This window comes from Streptomyces thermoviolaceus (assembly GCF_045209695.1).
GTDB classification, from domain to species: Bacteria; Actinomycetota; Actinomycetes; order Streptomycetales; family Streptomycetaceae; genus Streptomyces; species Streptomyces thermoviolaceus.
Map to the genome: position 1 here is coordinate 3164758 of NZ_CP109280.1, position 20744 is coordinate 3185501.

The 20744-nt window shown below is 72.4% G+C and carries 17 protein-coding genes, 1 tRNA gene and 1 pseudogene; 5 read left to right on the forward strand and 14 right to left on the reverse strand.

From position 1 onward, the window contains the following. Positions 1-8 precede the first annotated feature (8 nt). The 5 genes from OG899_RS13835 to OG899_RS13855 all read right to left on the reverse strand — a co-directional run bounded on the left by OG899_RS13835 (position 9) and on the right by OG899_RS13855 (position 5141). Positions 9-2012, reverse strand: a complete 2004-nt coding sequence (locus OG899_RS13835; protein ID WP_406311046.1) for a copper resistance protein CopC — start codon at positions 2010-2012, stop codon at positions 9-11. Between the two features lie 14 nt (positions 2013-2026). Further along, complete coding sequence (locus OG899_RS13840) at positions 2027-2494, reverse strand: copper chaperone PCu(A)C (RefSeq protein WP_125496742.1); 468 nt, start codon at positions 2492-2494, stop codon at positions 2027-2029. Then, positions 2491-3153, reverse strand: a complete 663-nt coding sequence (locus tag OG899_RS13845; RefSeq protein WP_189427949.1) for an SCO family protein — start codon at positions 3151-3153, stop codon at positions 2491-2493. Before OG899_RS13845 ends, OG899_RS13840 begins: the two co-directional genes overlap by 4 nt. Before the next feature lie 98 nt (positions 3154-3251). Continuing rightward, a complete protein-coding gene (locus OG899_RS13850) occupies positions 3252-3983 on the reverse strand; it encodes a YcnI family protein (RefSeq protein ID WP_125496744.1) in 732 nt (243 codons plus the stop codon). A 306-nt stretch (positions 3984-4289) separates the two neighbouring features. Further along, positions 4290-5141, reverse strand: a complete 852-nt coding sequence (locus OG899_RS13855; protein ID WP_125496745.1) for a hypothetical protein — start codon at positions 5139-5141, stop codon at positions 4290-4292. 221 nt (positions 5142-5362) lie between these two features. On the opposite strand from OG899_RS13855, the gene OG899_RS13860 reads away from it, so the two are divergent. After that, positions 5363-5809: an ATP-binding protein gene (locus OG899_RS13860; RefSeq protein WP_125496746.1), complete on the forward strand. Its 447-nt coding sequence runs from the start codon at positions 5363-5365 to the stop codon at positions 5807-5809. A gap of 140 nt (positions 5810-5949) precedes the next feature. On the opposite strand, the gene OG899_RS13865 is transcribed toward OG899_RS13860, so the two are convergent. Both OG899_RS13865 and OG899_RS13870 read right to left on the reverse strand, forming a co-directional pair. Then, the gene (locus OG899_RS13865) at positions 5950-7410 is read right to left on the reverse strand and encodes an aminopeptidase P family protein (protein WP_125496747.1); all 1461 of its coding nucleotides are present in this window, start codon (positions 7408-7410) and stop codon (positions 5950-5952) included. Positions 7411-7552: 142 nt separating this feature from the next. After that, entirely contained in the window at positions 7553-9034 is a 1482-nt protein-coding gene (locus OG899_RS13870; RefSeq protein ID WP_406311047.1) for a PP2C family protein-serine/threonine phosphatase, read from the reverse strand. Between the two features lie 569 nt (positions 9035-9603). On the opposite strand from OG899_RS13870, the gene OG899_RS13875 reads away from it, so the two are divergent. Further along, the gene (locus OG899_RS13875) at positions 9604-10269 is read left to right on the forward strand and encodes a bifunctional DNA primase/polymerase (protein ID WP_125496749.1); all 666 of its coding nucleotides are present in this window, start codon (positions 9604-9606) and stop codon (positions 10267-10269) included. A gap of 55 nt (positions 10270-10324) precedes the next feature. After that, on the forward strand, positions 10325-11032 hold the full coding sequence (locus OG899_RS13880; protein ID WP_229814016.1) for a hypothetical protein: 708 nt from the start codon (positions 10325-10327) through the stop codon (positions 11030-11032). Between the two features lie 286 nt (positions 11033-11318). Here OG899_RS13880 and OG899_RS13885 read toward each other — a convergent pair whose 3' ends face one another. The 3 genes from OG899_RS13885 to OG899_RS13895 all read right to left on the reverse strand — a co-directional run bounded on the left by OG899_RS13885 (position 11319) and on the right by OG899_RS13895 (position 14266). Beyond that, a complete protein-coding gene (locus OG899_RS13885) occupies positions 11319-12284 on the reverse strand; it encodes a DUF5926 family protein (protein WP_168131812.1) in 966 nt (321 codons plus the stop codon). Between the two features lie 440 nt (positions 12285-12724). Next, complete coding sequence (locus tag OG899_RS13890; protein ID WP_125500836.1) at positions 12725-13363, reverse strand: ATP-binding protein; 639 nt, start codon at positions 13361-13363, stop codon at positions 12725-12727. A 63-nt stretch (positions 13364-13426) separates the two neighbouring features. After that, positions 13427-14266, reverse strand: coding sequence for a glycerophosphodiester phosphodiesterase (locus OG899_RS13895; protein ID WP_125500837.1), 840 nt, complete (start codon positions 14264-14266; stop codon positions 13427-13429). Positions 14267-14540: 274 nt separating this feature from the next. On the opposite strand from OG899_RS13895, the gene OG899_RS13900 reads away from it, so the two are divergent. Next, the gene (locus tag OG899_RS13900; protein ID WP_189427952.1) at positions 14541-16034 is read left to right on the forward strand and encodes a S1C family serine protease; all 1494 of its coding nucleotides are present in this window, start codon (positions 14541-14543) and stop codon (positions 16032-16034) included. Positions 16035-16097: 63 nt separating this feature from the next. Next, positions 16098-16186: transfer RNA gene (locus OG899_RS13905), tRNA-Ser, on the forward strand. A 467-nt stretch (positions 16187-16653) separates the two neighbouring features. On the opposite strand, the pseudogene OG899_RS13910 reads toward OG899_RS13905, so the two are convergent. The 4 genes and pseudogenes from OG899_RS13910 to OG899_RS13925 all read right to left on the reverse strand — a co-directional run bounded on the left by OG899_RS13910 (position 16654) and on the right by OG899_RS13925 (position 20010). Beyond that, a pseudogene (locus OG899_RS13910) lies at positions 16654-18041 on the reverse strand (tyrosine-type recombinase/integrase). Further along, the gene (locus OG899_RS13915; RefSeq protein WP_069779916.1) at positions 18035-18241 is read right to left on the reverse strand and encodes an AlpA family transcriptional regulator; all 207 of its coding nucleotides are present in this window, start codon (positions 18239-18241) and stop codon (positions 18035-18037) included. Before OG899_RS13915 ends, OG899_RS13910 begins: the two are co-directional and overlap by 7 nt. Further along, entirely contained in the window at positions 18238-19695 is a 1458-nt protein-coding gene (locus OG899_RS13920) for a replication initiator (protein ID WP_168131810.1), read from the reverse strand. Before OG899_RS13920 ends, OG899_RS13915 begins: the two co-directional genes overlap by 4 nt. 150 nt (positions 19696-19845) lie before the next feature. Beyond that, the gene (locus OG899_RS13925; protein ID WP_229814017.1) at positions 19846-20010 is read right to left on the reverse strand and encodes a hypothetical protein; all 165 of its coding nucleotides are present in this window, start codon (positions 20008-20010) and stop codon (positions 19846-19848) included. Between the last annotated feature and the right edge of the window lie 734 nt (positions 20011-20744).

Genomic DNA, 20744 nt, shown 5'->3' on the forward strand with positions numbered 1-20744 from the left:
GGTGATGTTCAGCCGATCTGCGCGTTCCTGGTGACGGTCACCTCGTCGAAGTCGGAGGTCCGCACGGACACGGCGACCTTCCAGTCGCCCGCCATCGGGATCTGCACCCCGGTCGCGGCCCAGTGGCCGGCGGCGATGCGTTCGACGGCCACCGGCAGCGGCCCGAGGTGCTGTGCGGGCAGGGTGAGGGCCACGGTGATCTCCGGAACGTCGAGGGGCTGACCGTCCGGCCCTTCGACATGGACATGCATCTCGTTGCCTCCGACGCGTGCGGGTTCGACGTCGAGCTGGACGACGCCCTTGCCGCGTGGGCCGCCGGTGTCGAACGGGAGGCGTAGGGCGACCGGTCCCGTCGACGCGGCGGAGGCCGAGGAGGACGGGGCGGCCGCGGCCTCCTGCCGGGTGCGGGCGGGTTCGGTCTGGGTGAGCACGGTGGTGACGGCGAGCACCACGACGGCGACGGCTGCCTCCGCGAGCACACTGCGGCGCAGCCCGGACCGGTTCGGGTCGGCGTCGCGCTCCCGTCGTCGGCGTGCGGCCTCCATGGCGGCACGCTGCCGCGCGAGCTGCGCGGCACGCCGGGGGTCCAGGGTGGCGGTGCCGCCGCCCGGGGTGCCGGCGCTCCGGCTCACCGTTTCCCCACCCGTCCCGGCGGCGCCGGTGCCCTCACCGCTGCCGTGCTCCGTGCCCTCGTCGCTGCTCTGCTTCGTGGCCTCGGCGGTGAGCTGCCCCGGACCGTCCGGCGCACCACGCTTCTCCACCGCCTGGACGTGACCGTCCTCCGCCTCGGCCAGCCGGGCCGTCCAGCGGCGCGAGAACCGCGCGAGGGCGACCAGGGCGAGGACCAGGGCGACCTTCACCAGCAGCAGCTGCCCGTACCGGGTGCCGGTCAGCGCGGACCAGGAGCCGACCTGCCGCCAGGCCTGATACGTGCCGGTCGCGACGAGTGCGAGCACCGCACCGAAGGCGACCGTCGAGAAGCGGCGTACGGCGCCGGCCGGCACCGGTGTCCCGGCGGGCGCCCGGTGGAGCACGGTCAGCAGGGTGACGAGCCCGCCGAACCAGGCGGCGACGGCGAGCAGATGGATCACGTCGACGGGCATGGCGACGGCCGGCTGCAGGCCGGTCGAGGCATGCTCGGCCACCGCCCAGCTGGTGGCGAGCCCCGCCGCGATCAGGACGCCGGCGATCGCCAGCCCGGTGGTCAGGCGTCGCCGGTCCTGGCCGGCCCGCTTGTCGAACATGCCGAAGAGCACCGCGACGAACAGTGCCGCCGCGGCGAGCAGCAGGAGCCGGCCGAGGAGCGCCGCACCCGCCTTGGTCTGCAGCACCTGCCCGAGCAGGTCCAGGTCGACGACGTCGCCGAGCCCGCCGGAGGTGGTGTAGGCGCCCCGCAGGAGCAGCAGCGCCAGTGTGGCGGCGGTCAGCGCGATCCAGCCGCCGACCACCACGCGCTGCACGACCCGCACTCCGGCCCCGCCCGGCCAGCAGGCCAGCACGAAGGCGGCCCCGCCGGCCAGGACGACGTACCCCGCGTACGACACGTACCGCCCGATCCCGTACAGCACGCCGACGGCTCCGCCGCCCGCTTCCCGGCCGCCGACCGTGACCGAGGTCGCGGAGGGCGCGCCGACGGAGAAGGTGTACGCACCGGCCACCGGGTGGCTGTCGGCCGAGACGACCTGATAGGTGACGGTGTAGGTGCCGTCGGCGAGGCCGTCGCGCAGCCGCACGGCGTAGGTGCTCTCGCCGGTCGCGGCGACCTGCCCGGTGTCCACGCGCTTGCCGTGCGGGTCCAGCACACGCGGTGAGCCGGGGTTGAAGGTGACCTTCTCGGAGAAGGTCAGCGACACCTGGGCGGGTGCCCGGTCGACCACCGCCCCCTGCCGGGGGTCGCTTCCGGTCAGCACGGCGTGCGCGGAGGCGGGACCGGCACCGGCCAGCAGCAGGCCGGCGGCGGCCAGGAGCAGCAGCACCAGGGTCCGTGCGCGGGGGGCGACGGTGCGGGTCACGGTGGCCCCTTTCTTCAGTGTCCGGTCGCGGGGTTGTAGGTGGCCGGCTTCACCGGGATCTCGACCTTCAGATCACCGGACGTGGCGAAGTGCAGGTCGACCGGGACCGACTGGCCCTCGACCGGCTTGCTCTTCAGGTGGTCGAACATCAGGTGGTCGCCGCCGCTGCGGAGCACCAGCCGGCCGTGCGCGGGCACGGTGAGCCGGTCCACCTCCTCCATCGCGCCGCCCTCGGTGCGGTGCAGGGTGACGGAGGCGGCGGCGTCGCTGGTGACCGAGGTCAGCTGGTCGGCGGCGTCGCCCTTGTTCTCGATGGTGAGGAAGCCGGCGGCCAGCGAGGCCGTGACCGGCTGGGGCATGTAGGACGAGGTGACGGACAGGTCGGGTTTCCCGCCGGACTCGGTGCTGCCGCATCCGGTCAGCAGGACGGCGCCGGCCAGCACCGCCGCGGCGAGCGGGATCACCGCTGCCGGCCGCCTCACGGGTTCTGCCCCTCTATGAGCTTGGGCAGGTCCTTGGTGTAGTCGTCGACGGTGGCGTCCTCGCCGTAGACGACATAGCCCTCGTCGGTCTTCGGGGAGAAGGCGACCACCTGGGTGCCGTGCACCGAGACGAGCTTGCCGTTCTTGTCCTTCGTGGTCGGCTCGATGGCGATGCCCAGGGTGCGGGCCCCGGCCTGGATGGTGGAGAAGTCACCGGTGAGACCGATGAACTGCGGGTCGATGCCGCGCAGCCAGGAGCCGAGTTCCTCGGGGGTGTCCCGGTCGGGGTCGGTGGTGACGAAGACCACGCGCAGCTCGTCCTGCTCCGCCTTCGGCAGCGACTTCTTGGCGACCGCGAGGTTGTTCATGGTCAGCGGGCAGACGTCGGGGCAGTGCGTGTAGCCGAAGTAGATCAGCGTCGGCCGGCCGGCCGTCTCCTTGCGCAGGTCGTACTTCTTGCCGTGGGTGTCGGTGAGCACCAGGTCGGGCTTCTCGAAGGGCTGGTCGAGGACGGTCGCCGCCTTGTCGGAGGCGGCTTCCTCCGAGACCACCGCGACCGGCTTGCCACTGTCGTCCCCGCTGCCGCAGGCGGTGAGGGTGAGGGCCCCGGCCGCCAGCAGGGCGGCCGCGGCGAAGGTTCTCGTGCTTCGTGTGCGCATAGAAAAATGTCCCAGATATGTGTTCTGCGGTGCGCACCGGGGCCGGACGCGAGCGTCGTAGGGCCCCGGTGCGCGAGGCGGGCGGGAGGCGGGCAGGGTCAGGCGGTGGTGCGCCGGCGGCCGGCGAGGACGCCGTAGGCCACGCCCGCGGCGCCGACGACGATCCCGACGATGCCGAGGATGCGGGCGGTGAGGTCCGTGCTGCTGCCCTCGGCGGCCGAGGCGGTGCCGGTCCGTGCGGCCGCGGCGGGGTCGGCCTCGCCGGAGGCGTGGTCGCCGTCGTCACCGGCCGGGGCCAGCGTCAGCACCGGCGCCGGGTTGTCCGGCTCGTCCTGGCCCTGCTGCGGCACCTCGATCCAGCGGACGACCTCCTTGTCGGAGTATGTCTGCAGGGCCTTGAAGACGAGCTGGTCGGTGTTCTCGGGCAGCCGGCCGATGGACACCGGGAACTTCTGGAAGAAGCCCGGCTGGATGCCGTCGCCGTCGGCGGTCCAGGTGACCTTGGTGACGGCCTCGGAGACCGACTGGCCGTGCGACTGCACGGGCTCGGCCAGCTTGGAGGTGGTGATGTCGATCTTCCAGCCGTCCACCGGCTGCGGCATCACCGAGGCCAGCGGGTGGTCGGTGGGGAAGGCGACCTCGAGCTTGGTGGTGGAGGCGTTGTCGCGCTCGTTGGGGACCTTGAAGTCGACGACCGCGTAGCCGCCCTTGGTCGCGGTGCCCTCCGGTTCCACGGTGACGTGGGCGAACGCCGGGACGGACAGGGCGAGGACGGCCGTGCCCGTCAGGGCGCCGACAGCGAGGAGCCGGGCGGGGGTGAAGGCCTTCATGCCTGGGAGCACTCCACTTCGGGTGAGTCGGGCCCGCAGGCCGCGGGACCGGGCCGGAGCCCGGCCACCGGATGCGTTCCGGTACGGCCGGCGGGATCATGTCCGCTGAGATCCGTTCCGCGGATCCGTGGTGCGGATCCGTGGTGCGGATGTGTTGCCGGGAAGGGCTGCCGGAGCACGGGCAGAGGGCTCGCCGGGGCGGGCCGTGCCGGGCGTGGGCAGCCGTGCGTGCCGCACGACGGCGGCCGCACCCCGGACGGACCCGCTCAGGGACTGCTCCGGTGGGTGCCGGTGTGCCGCGTCGTGTCAGGCAGCGAGACGGAAGGCGGCGGCCGGCGGGCCGCGGCGGATCACCGAGTGCTGCAGTGCGAGGGAGGAAGGCGCCAGGGGCGAGGAGTCGGTGGTGCGCGCGTGGCGCGGGCCGCCGGCGGGCCCCGTGGGCAGTCCGGCGCACAGCGCGCGCACCAGGGCGAGCGCCCCGCGCAGGGCACGGACCAGAGCGGCCTCGGCGACCCCGTGCGCCGACAGTTCGATCAGCCGCAGCAGGGCGAGATCACCGCGCCGCAGCAGCCAGCCCGCCGGCAGGGCGGCGAGCAGATGCCCGAGCAGCATCGGCAGTGACGGCACCATCGAGGCCGTCGCGCCCGCGGCGGACAGCACGTCCGCCGACTGGTGCAGTGCGGGGCGGGGCACCGCCGGGGCGTGCGCGGCGGAGCCGGCGTAGACATGGGCGTCGACGAGCATCCGGTAGGCCCGGGACGGGCTGATGCCGGAGGCGGGGGTGCCGCACGTGAACCGCGCGGCCTGCGCCACCAGCCAGGCGTCCGGCCCGGCGCGCCCCGCCGTGCCCGCGGACACCGCACCCGCAGCGGCGGCCGTGGGGTGCTGTGCGAGACCGAAGAGCGTGTGCAGCGCCGTCTGCCCGACCGCGAGCAGGGCCGCGATCCCCGCGAGCGACCGGGTCCGCCCCGCCAGCGGCGCCACGACGAGCAGCGTCCCGGCGAATCCGGCACCCAGCGCCCACAGCGGCACGGAGGCACAGGAGGCCAGCGCGTGACCGGCCGCGGCCAGCACGACGCAGACCGCGGCGAACACCGCGGCCCGCAGCAGCCGGAGACCGACTCCGGCACACGCCGTGCGCGTGGAGAGGGCAGACATGGCGGCCTCATCATCCCACTCGGCCCTCGCGCCCGGTACGCCAGGCTCGCCCCGTGCACCGGCTTCGTACCGCACCTGCGGCGAACGACGGGGTGTGCATACACCGATCCGCGCGCCACCGCATCCGCCGATCGGGCGGTGTGGCGTCAACGCGGTGCTTATGGCCGGGTACGCGGGGCAATACGTATCGGTACGTCGAGCCGCGGCCGGGAGGCTGGAGCATGAGCATCTGGTGGTCACTCCGTCTGCGGCGCGACGCTGCCAGCGTGCGGCTCGCCCGGCGCCTGTTCCTGGGCACCATGGAGACCGCGGGCGTCGACCCCGACATCACCTACGACCTGTCGGTCGCCCTGAGCGAGGCCTGTGCGAACGCCGTCGAGCACGGCGGCAGCGGCGAGTCCTGCGAGGCCTTCCGGGTCACCGCCTACCTGGACGGCGAGATGTGCCGCATCGAGGTGGCCGACGCCGGCCCCGGCTTCCCCGCCGCCGTGCGCACCCGGCCGCCGTGCACCGCGCCCCCGGACGCCGAGCACGGCCGCGGCCTGTGCCTCATCCAGGAACTCGCCGACCATGTCACCATCGGCACCGAACCGGGCCGCGGCGGGGCCGTGGTGAGCTTCGACAAGCTGCTCAAGTGGCGCGAGGACGCACCGCTGGCGGCGGTCTGACACCGCGCCCCGCAGGGCGCGACCTCGGGAGAGGCACCCCGGGAGAGGCACCCCGGGAGAGGCACCCCGGGAAAGGTGCCCCGGGTACGGCGACGGCCGGGCACCCGGCGTGGGAGGCCCGGCCGCGTGCCGTCCGTCCGTCAGCCCCGCAGCGCGGCCATCCAGGCCTCGACCTCGTCCGACCGGCGCGGCAGCGCGGCGGACAGGTTCCGGTTGCCGTCCTCGGTGACGAGGATGTCGTCCTCGATGCGCACGCCGATGCCGCGGTACTCCTCCGGGACCGTCAGGTCGTCGGCCTGGAAGTACAGGCCCGGCTCGACCGTGAGGACCATGCCCGGCTCCAGGGTGCCGTCGACATAGGTCTCGGTGCGGGCGACGGCGCAGTCGTGGACGTCCATGCCGAGCATGTGACCGGTGCCGTGCAGGGTCCAGCGGCGCTGCAGGCTGAGTTCCAGGACGCGCTCGACGGGGCCCTCCACCAGGCCCCACTCGACGAGCTTCGCGGCGAGCACGCGCTGGGCGGCGTCGTGGAAGTCGCGGTACTTGGCGCCCGGCTTCACCGCCGCGATACCGGCCTCCTGCGCCTCGTACACGGCGTCGTAGATCTTCTTCTGGATCTCGCTGTAGGTGCCGTTGACCGGCAGGGTGCGCGTGACGTCGGCGGTGTAGAGGGTGTGCGTCTCCACGCCCGCGTCGAGCAGCAGCAGGTCGCCGTCGCGCACCGGGCCGTCGTTGCGCTCCCAGTGCAGGGTGCAGGCGTGCGGGCCGGCCGCCGCGATGGTGCCGTAGCCGACGTCGTTGCCCTCCACCCGGGCGCGCAGGAAGAAGGTGCCCTCGATGTAGCGCTCGCTGGTCGCCTTGGCCCGGTCGAGGACCTTCACCACGTCCTCGAAGCCGCGCACGGTGGAGTCCACCGCCTTCTGCAGCTCGCCGATCTCGAAGTCGTCCTTGACCAGGCGCATCTCGGAGAGGAAGACCCGCAGCTCCTCGTCGCGCTCGGCGGTGACCTTGTCGGTCAGGGCCGCCTCGACGCCGGCGTCGTAGCCGCGGACCACGCGGACCGGGCCGGTGGCCGCCTTCAGCTTCTCCGGCAGTTCGCGCACGTCGGCGGCGGGGATGCCGTACAGCTGCTCGGCCTCGGCCAGAGAGTGGCGGCGGCCGACCCACAGCTCGCCCTGGCCGGAGAGCCAGAACTCGCCGTTGCTCCGGTCGGAGCGGGGCAGCAGGTAGATCGTCTCCCGGTGGCCGTCGGCGGTGGGCTCCAGCACCAGCACGCCGTCCTCGGTCTGGTTGCCGGTGAGGTAGGCGTACTCGACCGAGGAGCGGAAGGGGTAGTCGGTGTCGTTGGAGCGGGTCTTCAGGTTGCCCGCGGGGATCACCAGACGCTCGCCGGGGAAGCGTGCGGACAGTGCGGCGCGGCGGCGGGCGGTGTGCGCGGCCTGTGCGACCGGCTTCAGGTCACGCAGCTCGGTGTCGGCCCAGCCGGACTTCATGTTCTCGGCGAGCTCCTCGGACACGCCCGGGTACAAGCCGTTCTTGCGCTGCTTGATCGGCTTCTCGGCCTCGGTCTCCGGGGTTTCCGGAGTTAGCTCCTCCGCCACGGTCTTCCTCCTTGATAGGGCACTGGACCATTCCCCATCGTACGGTCGTGGGAACGGGCCCCCGGGCGGAAACGCCTGTCACCGCGGGGCCCGGGGCCGGTGGAAGCGCCTGTCGCCGCAGGGCCCCGGGCCGGGTGGGACCTCACTCGAAGCGGGCCGCCAGCAGGGCCACGTCCTCGGCTCCGTCGGTGGCGTCCAGGCCGTCGGGCAGCACCGTGTCCAGCACATGGTCGGCGATCGCGCCGGGATCGTGCCGCAGGGCGCGCGGCACCGCGGCGGCGGCCGCGTGCAGCCGGGCGAAGGCCAGGTCCACGGGCTGACCGGTGCGGTGCAGCAGCCCGTCGGTGTAGAGCAGTACCGTCTCGCCCGCGGCCGTCCCGAACTCCACGCTCGGCGCCTCCCAGCAGGCGAGCATGCCCAGCGGCGCGGACACCGACGTCTCCACGAACTGGGTGCGCCTCTCCCCGACCAGCAGCGGCGGACAGTGTCCGGCACCGGCCAGGGTGATCCGGCGCGCCGCGGGCTCGCAGTAGGCGAACAGGACGGTGGCCGAGCGGGCGGGCTCGGTCAGCCGCAGCAGCAGCTCCAGGTCGGACAGGACGGCTACCGGGTCCTCGCCCTCCATCACGGCGTACGCGCGCAGGCACGCGCGCAGTCGGCCCATCGCGGCGACCGCGCCGGGCCCGGACCCGGTCACCGAGCCGACCGCGAGGCCGAGCGCGTCGTCGGGCAGCGTCAGCGCGTCGTACCAGTCGCTCCCGCCGCGCTGGCCCGTGCGGTGCCGGGCGGCGAGCCGGACGCCGTCGCAGCGGGGCAGCCGGGAGGGCAGCAGTTCCTCGTACACGGTGGCCAGGCTGGAGCGGGTGCGCTCGCCGTCCAGCAGGCGGGCCAGATGCTCGGTGGCGAAGCGGGTGTAGAGCGCGGCGAGGTGACGCCGACGGGCGTCCGGCTCGGCGGGTTCGTCGTACAGCCACACGGCCGCGCCCAGCCGGCCGGCGGCCTCGCTGTGCAGGGGCAGGGCGTAACTGGCCGCGTAGCCCAGGCGGGTGGCCACCTCGCGGTGGCGCGGGTCGAGGTCGTCCTCGGCGAACAGGTCGGGCCGCACGATCTCGCCCGGTCCGCCGGGCAGTGCGGCGGTGTCCAGCAGCGCGCCGTGCGGCAGTTCGCCGCGCGGCACGGTCTCGATGTGCCCCAGGTCGGAGCGGCCCAGACCGAGGCCGACGGTGGTGTCGGGGCCGAGCCCGTCGTCCGGTTCCAGCGCGACGAGACCGCGCCGGGCGCCCACGAGGGCGGCACCGGCGCGCAGCAGTTCGTCGAGGGCGGCGTCCAGACGGTCGGTTCTGACCATCCGCTCGGTCAGCTCGTGCAGAGTGCTCAGATCGGAGACCCAGCCGGCGAGCCGGTCCTGCAGGACGGCACCCGCCGGACGCGGCGGACCGGGGGAGCGGGCGTCGTGCGCGGAGGCGGCGGACGAGGTGTCCGGAGTCGCGGACACGGAGGCGGCAGTCTGTGGCGGCGCGGGAACCGTAGGATCGATTCCAGCCACTTTCGAGGGGTGAGGAGCGCTCATGGCGTCCGGCTTTCCGACTGGCGCATACTGCTCGAAAGCATCGCAAACCCCCATGTCTTCTGCGTCGCCAGCAGTGTCTCCACATCTACACGCCCGTGCTCGGGAATGTCCAGCATTGTCCTGCTGGGATTCCTGGTGTCCGAGAGGCGGGAGAGAGGTGTGCCCGACGCTCTTGCCTCCGGCCGGAGTTGGCTTGAAACTGCCTGGGGTACTGGCCGGCTGCGGTCGACTTGATGTGCTCCACGGAGCGTCACAGCGGTCGTGCTGGGTACGTACCCGGAGAAGGCCAGGGACGGCGCGAGCCGTTCGGAACCTGGCGACGGACCCGGGCGTCCTATCCACCGACGACCGTGCCCCATCCTCGCGTGAGGGCGGCGGAGAAGCAGAACAGCGTGACGCGGTACGCCACGCGCCCGCCATCCCACGCCACGCCCGTGCTCTGACAGGCGCATGGACGGGGCTGCCGCTCAAGCAGCTCGAAGCTCGACCCCTGCTGACAGGGTGCCCCGTGTCCGACCGCGGGGAGCGCGATGCGCCTCCAGGTACGACCGGTGAACTGATCGACACATGGTGTGAGTGGCCCACGGTGTTGCCAGCGGTGCAACGGAAAGGAACGAGCGCTCATGCGCGAGATCCCCGGAAGGCGACGCAGGATCCGGTCCCGGCACGGTGACGGGACACCTGAGTCGGTCGACGCGGCCCTGACCTTCGCGACCCGGTGGCAGTGGCCGGTGGTGCCCGGTGTGGGACTCGACGCGCGGCAGCCGGATCGCTGCGCCTGCCCCGACCCGGACTGCACGGTGCCCGGCGCCCACCCCCTCGATCCCGGCCTGCTCGCGGCCACGACCGACGCCCGGATGGTGCGCTGGTGGTGGACCAGCCGGCCCGGTGCGCCGATCGTCCTCGCCACCGGAGGCAAGGCGCCCTGCGCGGTGAGCCTGCCGGCGCTCCCCGCCGCCCGCGCCCTGCGCGCGCTGGACCGGGTCGGGATGCGGCTCGGTCCGGTCGTCGCCTCGCCCACCCGCTGGGCCATCCTCGTCCAGCCCTACTCCATGGAGCAGCTCGGCGAACTGCTCTACGCCAAGGACTTCGTGCCGGGCTCGCTCCGCTTCCACGGCGAGGGCGGCTACCTCGCCCTTCCTCCTTCGCGGACCGGCGCCGGACCGATCCGCTGGGAGCGCGCCCCGCTGCCCGGATCCGCCTCGCCCTGGGTGCCCGGCGTGGAGGCGGTGGTCGACGCCGTGGTGGACGCCCTCACCCGGACGGGCGTGAGCGCGCCCGAGTTCTGACGCGCCCGGGGCGCGCCGGGGCCGGGCGCCCGTCGTGCCCGTTATCGTCCGTTTCATGCTGCGTCATGCCGAGGAGCGCGGACGCCGTGCGGGCGCGGGTCGCGGCCGCGCACGGGACGCCGGCGACTCCGAGAAGCGGGCACGCCCTTCGCCGGACGACGGCCGCGGGCAGGGCCGGGACGGTGCACAGGCCCGCCGCGCGGCGGCGTGGCGCGGGCGCCGGTACGCCCTGACGGCACTCGTGGCGTGCGCCCTGGCCGTGCTGCTGGCCGTGGTGTCCGCGGACCGGGTGGGCGACCGGGACGGTACGGTCCCGCGGCGCGCCGCCGGCCCGCTCGCCCGCGGCGACGACAAGAAGCCGTCCACCGCTCCCTCGTCCTCCGGTGCGGCCGGTGCCGGCCCACGGCTCGGCCTGGGCCTGGCGACCGCGGCCCGCTGCGGCCCCGAGGTCTCCTCGCCCGGCGGTCCGACGGCCCGGACCTGCGTCATGGCGCAGGGGCGCGACATCTGGGCGCGCACCTCCTACCGCACCACCTCCGGCGAGCGCCTGGTGGCCACGCTGACCCTGACGGGGCCGGGCGGCCGCACCGTGCGGACCCGCTGCACCCTCGACGGCGGCGACGAGCAGGGAACCTGCGAGACCCCGCGCGAGCACACCGGCGACGCGGCGGCGTACACGGCCGTCGCGGAACTCACCCGGGCCGGCGACGCCGGTCCGCTGCTGCGCTCGATGGTCAACTCGCCCAGCGAGCACGGGGGTTGACGGCATCCGTGTGGCGCGCGGTAGGCGCGTGGCTGCAGTGTGTGAGAGAGCGCCGGTACGGAAAGGCCCGGTTGCTGGCGACGGGGGATGCACCAGCAACCGGGCTATGGGAACGGTAACAAGAGATCGCCCGTTCGCAAATTCCGACCCGGCTTTCCGGTCACCGCACAGGAAAGCTTTCCGGTCATCGACTAGCCTGCTCGGTAAGGAAATTGACACCGGGTCAGCGCCGTCCGCCGGCGCGCACCCGCCGCTCCGGCGGCCGGCACGCGCACGAACGGGCAGGTCAGCTCAGGGTGACCTGCCGGTTGGTCAGCCCGCTGCGAGCACGGCGCTCCTCGGTGGTCAGGGGTGCCTGTACGGCCAGCGCCTCGGCCAGCCGCTCGGCGAATTCGGCGGCCGGTTTCTCCACGTCCTGGGCGCTCATCCCGCTCGGCAGGTCCCACACGGGCACCGTCAGACCGTGGGCGCGGAAGGAGCCGACGAGGCGGGTGCCCTCGCCCAGTCCGGAGCGGCCGGCCGCGTGCAGCCGCGCCAGGGCGTCCAGCAGCTGCTCCTCCGGGTGCGGCATGACCCACCGCAGATGGTTCTTCTCCGGTGTCCGGCACCAGTACGCGGCCTCGACCCCCTGCAGGCGCACCGTCGGGATCGCGGCGGCGTTGGCGCGCTCCAGGGAGGCGGCGACCTCCGGTGTGGCGTTCTCCGCGTCCGGCACCCAGAACTCGAAGCCGTCGTGCACCACCGGCTCGAACGGTGCCTGCAGGTCCAGCAGGTCCTGCAGACGGGGGCCGTCGGCCGGGGCGCGGCGGCCCTGGACCGGGGTGCCGGGCTCGGCCTGCAGGGCGCGCTGCAGGGTGTCGGCGAGGTCGCGGCTGATGTCCCCGGAGGCCGTGTCGTTCTGCAGGCCGATCAGCACGGAGCCGTCGTCGCGGCGCAGCGCGGGCCAGGCCATCGGCAGCACGGTGGCCAGGGTCAGCGACGGAACACCCTCGGGCAGACCGTCCCGGAGGGTCAGCTGCACGGTGGCGGCCGGGACCAGCTCGCGCAGCGCCACCCAGTCGCACTCCCCGGGCAGCCCCTCGAACGGCCGCCGCACCAGCTCGGTCACCGCGTGCGCGGCCGCCCGGCCGTGGCAGGCCTTGTAGCGCCGCCCGCTGCCGCACGGGCAGGGCTCGCGGGCGCCGACCACCGGGACCTCTCCGTCCGTCAGCTGCGGGCGCTTGGCCTTGGTCTGGGGTCGCTTCTTGGCCATCTGGGTGTCTCCCGGTTACGGCTCGTCTCGTACGGGCGGGAGCCTAGCCGCTTCGGTCCCCGACGCCGGGAAGCTGTGGACGGACGGCGGTCGTGGACAGCGTCGGCCGGTCCGGCCTGCGCCTCGGTGCGCGGTGGGCCGGTGCACGCCGGGTCGGAGCCGTCCACCGGTGCGCCGGTGAACGGGGCGCTCGGAGCGGTGACAAGGGCGCTCGGAGCGGTGACAAGGGCGCTCGGAGCGGTGACAAGGGCGCTCGGAGTGGTGAGAAGGGTGCGAGACCGGCGTGGGGGCGCGTGAAGGGCGTGTGGGCGGTGAGATGGCGGGGCAGGACGTGGTTCCCGGTCCCGGCCATGAGCCCGGACCCATGGCCCCCTGACCTCTTCGCCCCTCGGCCCCCCGACCTCCTGCCCCCCTGCCCCTCTGACCTTCCGCCCCTGCGGTCAGTCCACGTCCTCGAAAGCGTCCGCGAAGTCCAGCTCGGGCAGGGGTGCGACCGACGGTGCGGTGACACGGCTGGCGAAGTCGTCGCGGCGGTGTCCGGCGTCCGGATCGTGCACGTCGTCGTGGACGATCACCCACACGGTGACCTCGCCGTCGACGTCGTCCCTGACGCCCCAGTCGTAGCAGAGCGCCGTGACGATGTTCAGCCCGCGGCCGCCGTGCGCGGTGACCGAGGGCGTGGCCGGGGCGGGACGGGTCGGACCGCCGCCGTCCGTCACCTCGACGATCAGTCGTCCGCGCGCGTCCACCCGCCACGCGGCCCGTACGGCGCCGTCCCCGGCCGCCGCACCGCCCAGGGGCCGTCCGTGTTTGCAGGCGTTGCTGAGCAGTTCGGACAGGACGAGCACGGCATCGTCGACGACCGGTTCCGCCACGCCGCTCCTGCGCAGCTCGTCGCGCATCCGGCGCCGCGCCTCCCCCACGCCCGCAGGGCCATGGGGCACGGCCATGCTCGACGACGTGGGCACCTCCTGTGCCACCACCAACGCCACCCCCGAGACCTCCTTCGCCCCACGCCACGGTGTGGATGCCCCGCTGACCTGGACCGGAAACCGCGCAGTGCCCGTTTGGTGACGCATTCGTCACGGACGGACACCCAGTGAACGCGCCGGAGCACTCCTGGTGACGGTACCGGCGGCCGGTCAGCGGCCGAGCCGGCGCAGCACCGCGCCGGGGCGGTTGGTGATGATGGCGTCGACGCCCAGGCCGATGCACAGATCGACGTCCTCGGGCTCGTTCACGGTCCACACGTGCACCTGGTGGCCGGTCCGCTGCAGCCGCTCCACGCAGTCCGGACGGCCGCGTACGACGCGCAGCGAGGGGCCCGCGATGCCCGCTCCGGCGGGCAGCCGGCCGTCGCGCATCCGGGGGGTGAGGAACTGCGTGAGGTAGACCGTGGGCAGCGTCGGCGAGGCCGCGTGCACCCGGTGCAGGGAGCGGGCCGAGAAGCTCATCACCCGTACCTGCGACGCCTCGGGCGAGGCCGGGGCGTGCAGACCGAACCGCTTGAGCAGCTCCAGCAGCCGCTCCTCGACCTGGCCCGCCCACCGGGTGGGGTGCTTGGTCTCGATGGCCAGCTCGACGCGCCGGCCGGCGTCGGCGACGAGTTCCAGCAGCCGTTCCAGGGTCAGCACGGAGGTGTCCTCGGGGTCCTCCGGCCGCACCTGCCAGTCGGGCTCCTCGTCCCGTCCCCGCCAGAAGGCCCGGGTCCGGCCCGCGCCGAAGTCCAGGGCGGCCAGGTCGGCCAGCTCCAGGGCGGAGACGGCCCCGCGCCCGTTCGACGTACGGTTGACGCGGCGGTCGTGCACGCACACCAGGTGCCCGTCCGCCGTGAGACGTACGTCGCACTCCAGTGCGTCGGCGCCGTCCTCGATGGCTTTCCGGTAGGCGGCCAGTGTGTGCTCCGGGGCGTCCTCGGAGGCTCCCCGATGGGCGACGACCTGGATGGGCCGCTGCCGTGCGTGGGTGCGTACGTGGGTCACCGCGTCATGGTGCCACCGCGCCGGGCGGGTGTGGTTGCGAACCAGCTCCGGTCATGTGTCCCATATATCCATTACGACCCATATGAGAATGTGATTTTTATGGACCGACAACCGGTCCACAGCCACCGCTTATGGTGCTCTGACGGCCGGTGGGAAAAGCTGACGGCATAGACATGACCATGCACAGCTGGAGCACGCCGGGGTCGTCACCAGGTAGGAACGAGCGTGACCGAGTGCGACCGACAAGAACAGCCGTGGATCGAGGAGTAGAGCTGTGAGCACCGAGAACGAGGGCACCGAGGTACCTCCGGCCCCGTCCGCACCTCCTGTGCCGGTGGATTCCCCCGCAGCCTCCCCGCAGCCGTCCTCCGCCCCGCAGGGCGGCGCCACCACGCCTCCGCCTCCCAGCACCCCTCCGCGGGTCCCGGGCACCCCGCCGCAGGGCCCCGCGGCCGGCCCGCAGTCCGGCGAGGCCGCGGCCGGTGCCGCCGCACCCTCGGGCGCGGCTGCCGGACCGGCGCCCCACGGCAGCACCGCCTCGCCCGTCGACGGCTCCTGGCCGCCGCCCGCGCCCCCGGCCATGCCCGCCTCCGGCGGCGGCTGGGGCGCCGGCTACCAGCAGCCCGCCCCGGCCCGTCCGTCCGGCCGGCGCGGCGGACTGATCGCCGCGGTGATCGTGGCCGCGCTGTTCGCGGGCGGTCTGGGCGGCGGCATCGGGTACACGCTGGCCAAGAACGACGACACCGGCTCGACCACCGTCTCCGTCTCCGACAACGGCGCCTCGCAGGTCAAGCGGGACCCGAACTCGATCGCGGGCGTGGCCGCCAGGGCGCTGCCCAGCACGGTCACCATCGAGGCCCAGGGCAGCAACGGCCGGGGCGGCACCGGCACCGGGTTCGTCTTCGACACCCAGGGCCACATCATCACCAACAACCACGTGGTGGCCGACGCCGTGGACGGCGGCCGGCTCACGGCCACGTTCCCCGACGGCAAGAAGTACGCCGCCGAGGTCGTCGGCCACGCGCAGGGCTACGACGTCGCCGTCATCAAGCTCAAGGACGCCCCGTCCTCGCAGCTCAAGCCGCTCCCCCTGGGCGACTCCGACAAGGTGGCCGTCGGCGACCAGACGATCGCCATCGGCGCGCCCTTCGGCCTGTCCAACACGGTGACGACCGGCATCATCAGCGCCAAGAACCGCCCGGTCGCCTCCAGCGACGGCAGCGGCGAGAGCAGGGCGTCCTACATGAGCGCCCTGCAGACGGACGCCTCGATCAACCCGGGCAACTCCGGCGGTCCGCTGCTGGACGCGCGGGGCGCCGTCATCGGGATCAACTCCGCGATCCAGTCGGCCAACAACGGCGGGTTCGGCAGCTCCGGCCAGTCCGGCTCGATCGGTCTGGGCTTCGCCATCCCGATCAACCAGGCCAAGTACGTCGCCCAGCAGCTGATCAAAACCGGTCAGCCGGTCTACGCCAAGATCGGCGCCTCCGTCTCGCTGGAGGAGACCAGCAGCGGCGCCCAGATCACCGACCAGGGCGTCGACGGCTCCGACGCGGTCGAGCCGGGCGGCCCCGCCGACAAGGCCGGCCTCGAGCCCGGCGACGTCATCACCAAGCTCGACGACACGGTGATCGACTCCGGGCCCACCCTGATCGGCGAGATCTGGACCCACAAGCCCGGCGACAAGGTCAAGATCACCTACAAGCGGGACGGCGTGGAGCACACGACCGAGGTCACCCTCGGCTCCCGCGTCGGCGACAGCGACTGACCGGCACAGGAGCGGGACGACCCGTTACTCTTGTCCCCGCGCCGCCGATCACGGGCGGCGCGGGGAGGTGTGCCCGAGCGGCCTAAGGGAACGGTCTTGAAAACCGTAGTGACGTGAGAGCGTCACCGTGGGTTCGAATCCCACCGCCTCCGCAGGTCAGAGACATGCTGGTCAGAAGGGGTGTCCCTTGATGAGGGGCGCCCCTTCTGCATGGGGTCTGTCTCACCTTGATCCGGCCCTGTTGCGTTGTGGATCAGTGCGTGTGGACCAGGCGTGGACCAAGAGCGAGGGGAAAGCCGCAGCTCAGCGTGCATTCGGGACCAGGCCGGTTTCCGGTCCACGATCCGACAGGTGGAGGCCGGCGGGCGGGGGCCCTGCGCTTGTTAGAGGCCATGACAGCCCAGGGAGGCCCCGCCCGTCCAACGGTGCGGTTCCCGGCCCGACGCCGGTACGGAGGTGGAACCGCAGACACGATGGAGTGGGACCGTGTCGGCCTACCAACGAATCGAGGGATGCCTAGGACACGCCCCTATCAACGGTTGGGATGCCACGCGACGAACATGACGAAGTCCCGCTCACCCGGTAGGAGGTGAGCGGGACTCTGTACGGTCTGGCGTGATCAGTCAGCCGCTTCCAACGCCCGCTCGATCTGCTGGTTCGCGCGTTGCTGGTTGCGGTGGATGGCCTTGGCATAGAAGCGGAACAGGACAGCGATGCTGTGGCCCGCTCGGCGCGCGACTTCTGCCGGAGAGACGCCGGACTCAAGCCAGAGCGAGACGCCCGCATGCCGCAGGGAATACGGCACGTCAGCCAGGGGTGAGGCCGCTTCGGTCTCGGTCAGCACGGCGAGTCGAGCTGCCTTCCATACCTCCCCGTACTCCTTGGACAGTAGGTGGCCGCCTTGGGCCGCGCGGAACAGCCGGCCATCTTCGGCGGTACCGAATTCCTTGATGTGCTCGCGGATCAGGCGCACGAGGACGGGGGGAATCGGCACAGGCCGGGTCGCCTTGCGGGCCCGCTTCTTCAGGCCGCGCGTGTCGAATGACTCGCCCGTGTCGGTCCAGCCGGAGCCGACGCGGGGCATGCTCGTGGACAGGAGCACTTCCCCCCAGCCTTCTTCGGGAAGGGTGAAGTCCTCCTCACGGAGCCCAGCGGCCTCACCGGGGCGGTTTGCCGCGTAGTAGAGACAGCCGAAGAACGCCTTCAGGTGGCGCCCGCGCTCGCCCTGCTCCCCGACCGCGTCGATTAGCGCCTTCGCCAGCTTGGGGCCGGGCACGAACCGGAAGCCGATCTCATCATCGGTCTCGGGTGGGGTCCAGTCGACCTTGTCGAGGGGCAGTGTCTTCAGCAACTCCCGCTCCACGGCGTACCGCAGGCAGTTACTGAAGACCGTCCGCTTGCGGTTCACGGTGTTCTCGGCAGCAGGAGTGCCGTTCTGCTTCAGCTTCAGCGCGTCGAGCGCCGTACGCACCACAGAAGGGGTGTCCAAGTCAGTGATGTCCACGGACTTGCGGCTGATCCAGTCCAGCGCCGTCACGATCTCGGCAGGTGGCTCTTCCACGTCGATACGAGGCTTCAGCGTCCCGTCGTCGCCGAGGACGAAGCGGTAGACCCACGAGTAGAGGGCGATACGGAGCACCTTGGGGTCCGGGGCCCCCGGTTGTCCTTGACCAGCTTCGGCGTGATGGTGGCCAGCGTGTCAGCGATGCTCGCACGGTGCTTGGCCGAGGCGCCGGGCCACTTCATCTCCGAGTACGCGCGCGTATGGGCGTACCACGTGGTGGAGTTGAGCGCCTGGACCTCCGAGGTGGGCAGGCCGGTTTCCGTGTCGAACTGTTCACGGTTGCGCAGAGCGGCCAGCAGCTCCGAGCGCCGACCGTCAGCCTGAGCCTTGATCTTGTAACTCTTGGAGAAGGGCCGGTGCCCCACCCGCCAGCGGAGCTGATAGGCCGCCACGCGGTCGGGCCGCTTGCGGATACCCCAAATCTGCACGTCGTAGGTCAGCACGCTTCCCGCACCTCGCAGGAGTCGAACCAGGCGTCGAGGTCGGCCCGGCGTATGCGGATCTGCCCGTTGGGAAGCTTCAGGTGCCTCGGAGCCTGGCCCCGAGCACGCATGCGGTAGAAGGCGGCACGGGACACCCCGATCTCAGCCAGCGCTTCCTCCAGCTTCAGCGTTTGCCTGTCGGCCTTGGTCGGAGTGGTCACAGCCAGGGCTCTCCTTCGGTCTTGATGCGGTCGGCTTCGTTGAGGTCGTGGCGGACCTGAGCGGCGAGGAGTTCTTCGCCGGGGCGGTAGCCGCTGCTCAGGTACGTCCAGGAGGAGGCGGTGACGAGGGTGGTCTCGTCGGTGGTGGGGTGGCCGGCGCGGGCGCGGGCTGCTTCGACCTGGGCAAGGCGCCAGGCCCGGCGCACGTCGCGGAGGGCGCCGAGGGTGGTGGAGTAGGCGCGGGATTTGCTGGAGAAGTGGCCGCGGAAGCCGAGCATGTGAGCCCACTTCCAGAGCTTGAGGTGGGCGAACTCCGGCAGGTGGCCGAGGTCCCAGGCGGTACGGATCATCTGCCGTACGTGCTGCTGGATGGGCAGGGCCTTGATGGGTTCGGCCTGTCCGGTGCCGTCGCAGTCGGGGCACCGGTCGTGGAAGCCATCGGGGCCGCGCAGGTAGCCGCGTCCGGCGCACGGTCGGCACATCAGGGTGCGGTCCACGGTGCCCGCGCCCTCAGCGTTCTTGGTCGCGTACTTGGCGACGTATCCGGCGACCTTGGAGTCTGTGAGTTCGCCGTCGCCCAGGGCGGTGATGGGGTCCACCTTGAACCGGCGGCCCCAGGCGATGACGCGTTCGCCGATGGAGTCGGATTCGATGGTGAGCCGGGCGCGTTCGACGGCCAGGCCCACGGCGGCCTTGAGGGCGTCGAAGGTGGCCCAGGCCGGGGGCGGGGTGGTGTGGCCGTCGGGTCCGTCGAAGCGGATCACGGCGTGGAAGTGGACCAGGCCGCGCTTTTGGTACTCGGCGACCTTGGCGAAGGAGACGCGCAGGGCGGCGTTCAGCGCCTTCTGCGTCATGCCGAAGTGCTTGGCCAGGGCGCGGCGCAGGTAGGTGGTGAAGCGTGCCCAGAGCTGTCCGGCGTGCGCGTTCCAGAGCACGGCCCCGGTGTAGTCGTAGGTGGCCGGGTTGAGCGGGGTGCTCAGGGCCGGGTCGTCGTCGGCGTGCTGGGTGCCGCAGCGGCAGCGGCGGGGCTTGCCCGCGCTGTCGGTGTTGCGGTGGACGGGGCCGAAGGAGGGGGCGGTGAGGGTGACGAAGGCGCGGGGGTGGTCGCGGACGGTTTCGGCGACGTTCTTGCCGCCGGAGAGTCCGGCCCTGATCAGGTGGTAGGTGTCGGCGGCGTAGACGCGGGAGCAGGCGGGGCAGCGGGAGGCGCGGCGGTTGCCGCAGGTGGTCAGCAGGCGTCCGGTGGGTTCGTCTTCGGAGCGGTAGGAGCGGATCACTTCCTTGGTGGCCGCATCGGTGGTGATCGTCCAGCCGTGGAGGTTGACCGGGCGGGAGCAGCCGCGCAGGTTGCGGACCTGCTGCTGTACGCGGTCGAAGTCGTGAGTGTTGGCCAGTTCGATCAGGTCCCGCAGGCCGGGGCTGATGACGTGCCGCAGGTCGAGGGGGCGGCGCATGAGTGGCGGGGTCTCCTCTCTGGCGCGAGGGTGGGACCTGCGGGCAGCAGCGAACAGTGCGCTCGGGCTGCTGCCCGCAGGCATGACGGACTGGGCCCAGAGACGGGCGAGGGTGGGAGATGCCGGGAGGCCGGCGGGGAGAGCGCGGCTCTACAGGGCGGCGTGGAGGGCGGTGGCCATGGGCAGGCCGATGCCGAGTCGCCTCTTGAGCTGGGCCGCTGTGATGGGTTCGCCGTGCTCGGCTTGGTGGGATGCGGCGATGGAGCGTGCTTCGGCGAGCAGCGGCTCAGGGACCTTGACCGCAGGCACAGGCATGGCGGGGGCCGGGGCGCTGGGCGCGGCGACCGGCGCGGGTTCCGGCGTGACGGGGGGTGCGGGCGTCGGGGCGGGTTCCGTCTCGGCTACGGGGGCCGGGGTGTGCTCTCGGGCGGGTTCCGTCGCGGCAACGGGGGCCGGGGCGGGTTCTGGGGCCGTCTCGGAAGCCGGGGCCGGTCCTTCCAGTCGTCCGGGCAGTGCATCAATGGTCTGGAGAAACGCCGGTTTGGCTAACCGGGGATCGTCGGCTATGTTGCGCCGCCCGTTTCGAGCGGACGCCCATAGAGGTCGGTTTTTCGGGTCGCGTGTGACCCTGAACAGATGTGACGCCGACCACTCCTTTCACCTCTTTCGTCGCTAGCTCCGCCGGAGCGGACACCTCCACCGCGACGAGCGATCACCTGCCCTCACTTACAGACAGGTTCGAAAATCCGCTCCGGTGTGACGCCGCCCCTCCGTGACCCGCATCACAGATCATCGGGCATCTGCACTGCCAGTTCATCACTCGCCCCTGACCATGCCGCCTACCACGGAGGGGCGACCAAGGTCACAAGCGCATAACGGCCCGACTCACCACCGAATGGCCAGCACGTCGAACCGACCAGACCGCTTACCACCAAGGCGCCTCCAGGGTCACGAATGCATAACGAGGGCTGTGGTAAGTCGCTGGCTTTTCCACAGGCCACAACCATGCATCGGCCGACCTGTGGATAGTTTCCGCCGACCGCTAGAAC

Bases quoted from the DNA above. Each gene is read 5' to 3' on its own strand.
- OG899_RS13845 (WP_189427949.1), bottom strand. From the start codon at position 3,153: ATGCGCACACGAAGCACGAGAACCTTCGCCGCGGCCGCCCTGCTGGCG.
- OG899_RS13885 (WP_168131812.1), bottom strand. From the start codon at position 12,284: ATGGCCAAGAAGCGACCCCAGACCAAGGCCAAGCGCCCGCAGCTGACG.
- OG899_RS13850 (WP_125496744.1), bottom strand. From the start codon at position 3,983: ATGAAGGCCTTCACCCCCGCCCGGCTCCTCGCTGTCGGCGCCCTGACG.
- OG899_RS13870 (WP_406311047.1), bottom strand. From the start codon at position 9,034: ATGGGGGTTTGCGATGCTTTCGAGCAGTATGCGCCAGTCGGAAAGCCG.
- OG899_RS13880 (WP_229814016.1), top strand. From the start codon at position 10,325: ATGCTGCGTCATGCCGAGGAGCGCGGACGCCGTGCGGGCGCGGGTCGC.
- OG899_RS13860 (WP_125496746.1), top strand. From the start codon at position 5,363: ATGAGCATCTGGTGGTCACTCCGTCTGCGGCGCGACGCTGCCAGCGTG.
- OG899_RS13875 (WP_125496749.1), top strand. From the start codon at position 9,604: ATGCGCGAGATCCCCGGAAGGCGACGCAGGATCCGGTCCCGGCACGGT.
- OG899_RS13855 (WP_125496745.1), bottom strand. From the start codon at position 5,141: ATGTCTGCCCTCTCCACGCGCACGGCGTGTGCCGGAGTCGGTCTCCGG.
- OG899_RS13890 (WP_125500836.1), bottom strand. From the start codon at position 13,363: ATGCGTCACCAAACGGGCACTGCGCGGTTTCCGGTCCAGGTCAGCGGG.
- OG899_RS13925 (WP_229814017.1), bottom strand. From the start codon at position 20,010: ATGCCTGTGCCTGCGGTCAAGGTCCCTGAGCCGCTGCTCGCCGAAGCA.
- OG899_RS13920 (WP_168131810.1), bottom strand. From the start codon at position 19,695: ATGCGCCGCCCCCTCGACCTGCGGCACGTCATCAGCCCCGGCCTGCGG.